This is a genomic window from Rhabdaerophilum sp. (assembly GCF_046092605.1).
Classification (GTDB): Bacteria; Pseudomonadota; Alphaproteobacteria; order Rhizobiales; family Beijerinckiaceae; genus Rhabdaerophilum.
The window spans coordinates 21723-29456 of sequence record NZ_JBJTDY010000168.1 but is presented as its reverse complement, the minus strand read 5'-3'; the positions used below and the strand labels follow the sequence as shown (position 1 = coordinate 29456).

7 protein-coding genes and 2 tRNA genes are annotated in these 7734 nt (G+C 63.9%); 4 read left to right on the top strand and 5 right to left on the bottom strand.

Annotated features, from left to right (window positions below; translation table 11 throughout):
- The first annotated feature begins 263 nt into the window (after positions 1–263).
- Entirely contained in the window at positions 264–647 is a 384-nt protein-coding gene (locus ACKODO_RS13050; RefSeq protein WP_408983868.1) for a hypothetical protein, read from the top strand.
- 103 nt (positions 648–750) lie between these two features.
- Here the strand turns inward: ACKODO_RS13050 and ACKODO_RS13045 are convergent, their stop codons facing one another.
- The 5 genes from ACKODO_RS13045 to ACKODO_RS13025 form a co-directional block, all read right to left on the bottom strand.
- A complete protein-coding gene (locus ACKODO_RS13045) occupies positions 751–1206 on the bottom strand; it encodes a hypothetical protein (RefSeq protein WP_408983867.1) in 456 nt (151 codons plus the stop codon).
- 388 nt (positions 1207–1594) lie between these two features.
- Positions 1595–2311, bottom strand: a complete 717-nt coding sequence (locus tag ACKODO_RS13040; protein ID WP_408983866.1) for a hypothetical protein — start codon at positions 2309–2311, stop codon at positions 1595–1597.
- Positions 2308–3327: a DNA-methyltransferase gene (locus ACKODO_RS13035; RefSeq protein ID WP_408983865.1), complete on the bottom strand. Its 1020-nt coding sequence runs from the start codon at positions 3325–3327 to the stop codon at positions 2308–2310. Before ACKODO_RS13035 ends, ACKODO_RS13040 begins: the two co-directional genes overlap by 4 nt.
- Positions 3328–3459: 132 nt before the next feature.
- Positions 3460–3535 (bottom strand) — tRNA-Lys (locus ACKODO_RS13030).
- 23 nt (positions 3536–3558) lie between these two features.
- A tRNA-Lys gene (locus ACKODO_RS13025) sits at positions 3559–3659 on the bottom strand.
- Between the two features lie 283 nt (positions 3660–3942).
- Between ACKODO_RS13025 and glmU the strand changes: the two genes are divergently transcribed.
- The 3 genes from glmU (at position 3943) to ACKODO_RS13010 (ending at position 7691) form a co-directional block, all read left to right on the top strand.
- The gene (gene glmU / locus ACKODO_RS13020; RefSeq protein ID WP_408983864.1) at positions 3943–5319 is read left to right on the top strand and encodes a bifunctional UDP-N-acetylglucosamine diphosphorylase/glucosamine-1-phosphate N-acetyltransferase GlmU; all 1377 of its coding nucleotides are present in this window, start codon (positions 3943–3945) and stop codon (positions 5317–5319) included.
- Positions 5320–5430: 111 nt separating this feature from the next.
- A complete protein-coding gene (gene glmS, locus ACKODO_RS13015; protein WP_408983863.1) occupies positions 5431–7257 on the top strand; it encodes a glutamine--fructose-6-phosphate transaminase (isomerizing) in 1827 nt (608 codons plus the stop codon).
- Entirely contained in the window at positions 7257–7691 is a 435-nt protein-coding gene (locus ACKODO_RS13010) for a VOC family protein (protein WP_408983862.1), read from the top strand. Before glmS ends, ACKODO_RS13010 begins: the two co-directional genes overlap by 1 nt.
- The last annotated feature ends 43 nt before the right edge of the window (positions 7692–7734 follow it).

The window sequence follows — 7734 nt, the reverse complement described above, 5'->3', positions numbered from 1 at the left end:
GCAAGGCGGCGAAGCTCCTCTGCCGTGTGGCTCAAATTGATCGCGACGACTTTCGGCATGGCGGCATCCCCCCGCCACGTTGAATCACGCCGAGATCAGATTGGGAATCCCCGTCGAGTCAGAGCCAATGGCCGCTAGTATGAGAAAGAACTTGCTCCACACAAGCCAACGCGGCAAAATCCAAATCGCCGCGACACACCTGTCTCATCCTGATTGTCGCCCGCGTCTCTCCCAGATTGTCGCGCTACAGCTTCGAGCGGCAGATGGTCCGCACCGTCACGCAGGGGCGGCAGTTCGGCGCGGGGCGCACCTCTCCGCGCGTTGTCCAGACCGGAACGACGAGCGCCACGCCGCTCGCCTTGGGTGCGGCGCAGACGCAGCACGACATCACGACCGACGGCACGGGCATCGCCCGCGCGGTGCAGGTCGGAACGGCGGGACAGTTCGCAGGCCAGCGCAAGCTGATCCGGCTCGTCACACGGACGGGCGGCAGCGACACGTTCACGCTCGACGCCGCAAGCCTGCTCAAGCCTTCCGGCGCGCCGGTCACGTCGCTGACCTTCAACGCGGCGGGGCAGTCTGCCTTGTTGGAATGGAACGGGCGGCGCTGGGTGGTTCTGGACACCATCGGCGCGGCGCTGGTCTGACCTTCTGATCGTCGGTCGGTGAGGCGGGCGCGATTTCTCGCGCCACGCCGGAGGGTTAGCCGCCGCCCCTCTGGGCAAGGACGGCGGGGAGGACGTGTCAGGCTCAGTGAAGCGTCGGCCTCGGCCCTGTGTCACTGGAGCCGTCAGGGACGTCGCTGAAGTCGATGTCGCCTTCCTGGTCCGAAGTCTCGAACAGGTCTCCGGCTTCTCGGGCTACCTGCTGGAAACTATCGTCTGCCTCGCTCCCATGGCCGTGCAGGAGTGCGTGGCAGGCTGACTGCGCGACCTTGAAGGCCATCCGCCACTCAGGGTCGCCCATTCCGTCAGCCCAGTAGCAGAACGCCTCAATGGCCTTCAGCCGCTCGGCGAGTTCTGCCAGTCCGAGCCTATCGCGTTCGTACCAGAGTGCCCCACTCTCGTTCCAGAGCGCGCCGCTGTCCGGCTTGGCCAGCCCGGCGCTGATAGCTGCGGTGTTGGCGTCACTGAGTGCTTCCAATGTCGCGACGCGAGCGTTGATCTCGGCCGTCGTGAACGTCTTGCCGTTCGTCTTCATGGTCATGGTTCCTTCGGTTGAAGGTGCCGACCGTGGACTGTCCGAGGTTGTGCGGGCAGCAGACGGCCGACACCGGGTTGAGTGTCGATTGCCGTCTGTTGCAGGCCTCATCACCTGCTTGGCGGGTGTAGCTGGCAATGCTCGCCAACCATCTGCTTTCTATTGAAGCAGCCCAACAGGCTCTTGCGAGCCAAAGCATCCTCGTCAGACACCCAGAGACAAGCACAGGTGCCAGGGGCGTTCACATCACCAACATCAGCACAGGCGCGTGAATCTCGTGCGCGTGGCGAATTTGCAACACCAAGAGTGATCGTCTTGGCGGGGGAGCCGGATTTCATCGGGAATTGTGGGGCTTCCGCCCCTTGGGCATGCGAAAAGACGGCAGCAAAGACGGTCAGCGGTGCTGCGCCTCGTATGCTTGGCTCACCCGCGCGAGCACCGCTCCGTAGTCATTGGCCGTCTGCGCCGGGTTCAGCCAAGCGAAGTCGTAGGCCGGGTTGGCCTGATTGCTCGCCATGAAGCGCAGGACGACAAACTCATCGAAGGCGGGCGCGGCCCGCTGCAACAGCCGCCGCTCAGCATCAGCCGCTTCTTGGGCCGGATGCTTGTATTTCTTGCCGTCCGTCGGAAACTCGCGCTCGCCCTCGAAGGACAGGTATTGCGGCGCATAGTTGATCCCAACGATCCCGATTGTGATTGGCTTGCCACCACGGGATTTGAAGTGCGTCACCTGCCCAGTGAGGTCGCTGATAACCCGGTCGATCTGCTTTATCATCGCCTTGGCAAGTATCTTGACCTCGATGCCGACTTCGATTGTTGCGATGGGGCCGCGCAACACCTGAAAGCCCTTCTCTGGCAGGGCTTTCACATTTGGGACGATCTCACCGAAGCTGCCATCACCCCGCCGCGCGACGATGCCTTGCCGCTTGTTCTGGGCATTCAACACCGAGAGGCCGGAGCCGACGCGCGAGACGAGAGCCTTTGAGCGGGCCAACGTGTAGAGGTCTTCGTAGAAGCAGACGGCAACCGCGTCGCCATTGGTCGAGACGCGATGCTTGTATGGTCCATCGACAAAGAGCGATTGGAATTTGTCGAGGAGCCGGTAGGTCAAGCGCTCTCCTTGCGGCGTTTCCGGGGACGCGACTTGACGACCACCACGTCAGCCTGCGTCGCACCGACCAACCGCTTCTTTTCGGCAGCGGCGCGAATGTTGCGCTCGGCCATGTCAACGTAGGTCTGTTCAATGTCGAGGGAGATGGAGTGGCGACCTGCCGCGATTGCTCCAACGGCGGTGCTGCCTGTTCCCCCGAACGGATCGAGGACGGTGTCTCCCGCGAAAGAGAACATGCGAATGAGCCGCTCGGCCAGTGCAGGTGGGTATGGGGCGGGATGCCCGGAGCGGGTGGAGGCACCTCGGATATCGGTCCAGATGGATCGCCACCACGATTGCATCTCCTGCTTGGTCAGCATGGAGAGGGCCTTCTTGAGCGGCCCGACTTTCCGATACTCGCCGCCCTTGCGCATGAACAGCACGTATTCGATGTCGTTCTTCACGACCGCGCCCGGCTGGTAGGGCTTGCCATAGAAGCCCGCGCCGTTGCCTTCCGCCTCGGTCACGCCATTGGCGATCTTGTGCCAGAGGATGGGCGTCAAGACGTCGAGGCCCAAAGCGCGGGCGCGCACCTGAATATCCGCGTGCAGCGGCATGACAAGGTGACGGCCCAAAAGCTTGCGTGGGAGGCACACGTCTCCAACGACGCAGCAGATGCGGCCACCGGGCACAAGAACGCGCTCGCACTCTGCCCAAACCTTGTCGAGCTCGTCGAGGAAAGCCTCGTAGTCCTGCACAGCGCCGAGTTGCCCCTCGCCGGGGAGATACTCCTTCAGCGTCCAGTAGGGGGGCGAGGTGACGACGAGGTGCACGCTCTCATCTGGGATCGCAGACATGTCGCGTGCATCACCGCGCCAAAGCCGGTGCTCGGTCGTGCCATAGGGGGATGGCCACGCAATCTGCCGAAAGCGCTCGTTCGCGGCTCGATAGATGACCAGCGCCTCGGAAGTATTGTCCGCAAGCGGGAGCTCTATCGTCTGCCCGAATAGTTGGATGACATTGCTCTCTCGAATCATCGTGCTCCTCGCTTGTCATAATGCACAGCATTGAAGCGAGGTGAAGCGCCCCGCCGTAGAACTAAGCCGGTGGAAAGACGGTAAGGCAAGCCGGATCGTGGATGGCTAAGGCATTGATTTCAGGGGAGGAAGTGGTGAGCTCGAAGGGATTCGAACCCTTGACCCCATGATTAAAAGTCACGTGCTCTACCGACTGAGCTACGAGCTCTCACCGTCTTTCCTGCCGTCCTTAAAAGCCGGCAGAAATCCTAACCCTCTATGCGCGCATTGGAAAACCCAAAGCGCCACCCCGATTAAAAGTCACGTGCTCTACCGACTGAGCTACGAGCTCTCACCAACTGGTGGGGGCGAGATAGGCGGTTCGAGAGGACGGGTCAACCGGCTTGCCGTGAAAAGAGGCGTCAGCCGGGAAAGGCCGGACGGGAAAAGAAAAAGGCATGGCGGACCGGGCCACGGGCCTCCGGGTTAAGCTTCATCGCGCGCTGGCCGGGGGCGCCCATGTGAAAAGGGCGGGCTAGCCCGCGCGATGCGCAGGAGACAAGTCGAAACACTTCGTGTAGGCGCATCCACGATTGCACCGCGCCTCTGCCTGTCCGCCCTCGGGAGAAATCCGCCATGTCCACCCCGAACGAAGCCGCTTCCTGCCTCGCCGTCATTCTCGCGGCCGGCGAGGGGACGCGGATGAAGTCCGCCCGCCCCAAGGTGCTGCATGAGGTGGCAGGGCTCAGCCTAGTGGGCCACGCGCTGAAGAGCGCCGAAGCCGCGGGCATCGGCCGCGCGGTGGTGGTGATCGGGCCGGACCGGCCGGATGTCGCGAAGGAAGTCACCCGCCTCATGCCCGAAGCCGAGGTGGTGGAGCAGCGCGAGCGGCGCGGCACGGCCCATGCGGTGCTGCAGGCGGAGCGCGCGATCGCTTCGGGCCACAAGGCGATTGTGGTTCTGTTCGGCGATACCCCGCTCGTGCGGCCCGAGACGATCCGCGCGCTGGCGGAAGCCGTGCAGCAGGGCAAGACGGCCATAGCGGTGACGGGCTTTCAGGCGAAGGACCCCAAGGGCTATGGCCGGCTCATCCTCGATGGCACCGATCTCGTCGACATTCGCGAGCACAGGGATGCGAGCGAGAAGGAGCGGGCCATCACGCTCTGCAATGGCGGGCTGATGGCCCTGCGCGGCGAACTCGCGCTGGATCTCCTCAAATCCGTGCAGAACAGGAATGCGCAGAACGAATTCTACCTCACGGATTGCGTTGGCCTCGCCCGCGCGCGCGGGTTTTCGGCGCGGGTCATCGAGGTGGCGGAGGAAGAGGCGCTTGGCGTGAATGATCGCGTGCAGCTCGCCGCCTGCGAGGCCGTGCTGCAGAACCGCCTGCGGGAGCGGCACATGCGCAACGGCGTGACGCTGATCGCGCCCGAAACCGTGTTCTTCGCCACCGATACGGTGATTGGCCGCGATGTGCTGATCGAACCGAATTGCGTCTTCGGCCCTGGCGTCAGCATCGCCGAGAATGCGGTGATCCATTCCTTCTCGCATCTCGAAGGCGCGACGGTGGCTGCAGGCGCCACGGTTGGCCCCTTCGCGCGGCTCCGCACCGGTGCCTCGCTGGGCAAGGGTGCGAAGGTGGGGAATTTCGTCGAGGTGAAGAACGCCGATCTCGGCGCGGGCGCGAAGGTGAGCCACCTGACCTATCTCGGGGATGCCACCATCGGCGCGGCGGCGAATATCGGCGCGGGCACGATCACCTGCAATTACGATGGCTTCCACAAGTTCCGCACGAAGATCGGGGCGGGCGCGTTCATCGGCTCGAATTCCTCGCTTGTCGCCCCGGTCACCATCGGGGCGGGCGCTTTCGTCGGCTCGGGTTCCGTTGTCACGAAGGACGTGCCGCCCAATGCGCTGGCGGTGGCCCGCGGGCAGCAGGTGACGAAGGAAGGCTGGGCCGACCAGTTCCGTGCGCGCCCGGAGAATCAGGTAAGGCAAAAACCATCCCGCTGAAAAACCGGCCTCTTCCTGGCGTCACAAATCGTTTCGCAACGTGATTTGTGCGCATGCGAAGGTTCTGGCACTCGTCTCTCGCGCCGGAATACCAAGGGAATCGGAGGGCTCATGTGCGGCATCGTCGGCATTCTCGGCAAGGAAGTGATCGCGTTCGACCTCGTCGAGGGCCTGAAGCGGCTGGAATATCGCGGCTATGACTCCGCCGGTGTCGCGGTGCTCGAAGGCGGGGAGATCACCCGCGTCCGCGCGGAGGGCAAGCTGAAGAACCTCGAGGCGAAATTCCGCGAGGCGCCGCTTTCCGGCCGCGCCGGCATCGGGCATACGCGCTGGGCCACGCATGGCAAGCCGACCGAGAACAACGCGCACCCCCATGCCACCGAGCGGCTTGCGGTCGTTCATAACGGCATCATCGAGAATTTCCGCGAATTGCGCGAGGAATTGCAGGCCGAGGGCCGCATTTTCGCCTCCGAGACCGACACGGAAGTGGTGGCGCATCTCGTTACCGCGCTGATGGACAAGCAGATGAGTGCGGAGGAGGCGGTCGCCGCCGCCCTGCCGCGCCTGCATGGCGCCTTCGCGCTCGGTTTCGTGTTCAGGGGCGAGGACAACCTGCTCATCGGCGCGCGACGCGGCGCGCCTCTGGCCGTAGGCCATGGCGATGGCGAGATGTATCTCGGCTCGGATGCGCTGGCACTCGCGCCCTTCACGGATACCATCACCTACCTGGAAGATGGCGACTGGGTGGTGCTGAACCGCGCCTCCGCCCGCTATTTCAACGAGAAGAACCAGCCGGTGAAGCGCAAGGCGCAGAAAACGCAGGCCGGTGCTTTCCTGGTGGATAAGGGCAACCATCGCCACTTCATGGCGAAGGAAATCCACGAGCAGCCGGAAGTGATCGGCCGCACGCTGGCGCATTACATCGACATGGGCACCGGCGAGGTCCGCCTGCCGTTCAGCCTGCCCTTCGACTGGGCGAAGGTGGGCCGGCTCTCGATTTCCGCCTGCGGCACGGCCTATCTCGCGGGGCAGATCGGCAAATACTGGTTCGAGCGCCTGGCGCGCCTGCCGGTCGAGATCGATATCGCCTCGGAATTCCGCTACCGCGAGGCGCCGATGACGCCCGGCGACGTGATGCTCGTGATCTCCCAATCGGGCGAGACGGCGGATACGCTCGCCGCCCTGCGCTATGGCAAGGAGCAGAAGCAGCATATTCTCTCGGTGGTGAATGTGCCGACGAGCACCATCGCGCGCGAGAGCCATGTGGTCGCGGGCACGCTCGCGGGGCCGGAAATCGGCGTCGCCTCCACCAAGGCCTTCACCTGCCAACTGACCGTGCTCGCCTGCCTCGCCATCGCCGCGGGCCGCGCACGCGGCGTTCTGAGCGGGAGCCGCGAGAAGGAGCTCGTGACGCAACTCATCGCTATTCCCGGTCTTGTGGCCGAAGCGCTGAAGCACGAGGCGCCGATCGAGGCGCTGGCGCGCGAACTCTCGAAGGCGACGGATGTGCTCTATCTCGGCCGCGGAACCTCCTTCCCGCTGGCGATGGAAGGGGCGCTGAAATTGAAGGAAATCAGTTACATCCACGCGGAGGGTTATGCGGCGGGTGAATTGAAGCATGGGCCCATTGCGCTCATCGACGAGACCATGCCGGTCATCGTCATGGCCCCGCGCGATCCCTGGTTCGAGAAGACCGTCTCGAACGTGCAGGAAGTCGCCGCGCGTGGCGGCGCGATCGTGCTGATCGGGCCGGAGGGCGTGGGGCGCGAAGTGGCGGTCGATACGCTGGCCGAAATCGCCATGCCGGAGATGGCGCCAGACTTCTCGGCCTTCGTCTATGCCATCCCCGCGCAGCTCATCGCCTATCACACGGCGGTGGTGATGGGGAAAGACGTGGACCAGCCGCGAAATTTGGCGAAAAGTGTCACGGTGGAGTGATGGACGACCACAAGCTGGCTCGGGCATCTGGCCCCGAAATCGGGCGGACACTGACGCCTTTCGGCATCAACCTGCTGGTCCGGGACGGAAAGCGGACCGCAGCGTTCCTGACGGAGGTCTTCGGTTTCACGCAGATCCGCCTCGGAGATGGCTACGGGCTCTTTCGCCTCGGCTCCATCCTGATCCAGATCCATGAGGACGCCGTCTACGCCGAGCATCCCTTGCCTTCGCTGCTGCCGGAGGCCGGCGCGCGCGGAGCGGGGATCGAATTGCGGCTCTTCGAGAGCGACCCGGACGATGCCGAAGCGCGAGCTAAATCACGCGGCGACATGATCCTCCGGGAAACGCTGGATCGCCCCCATGGACTGCGGGAATGCTTCATCCTTGATCCCGATGGCTATTGCTGGGTGCCATCGAAACGACTGCCGGAATGAAAAAGGGCACCTTTCAGTGCCCTCTGTCCTTCAAGACCGGGTA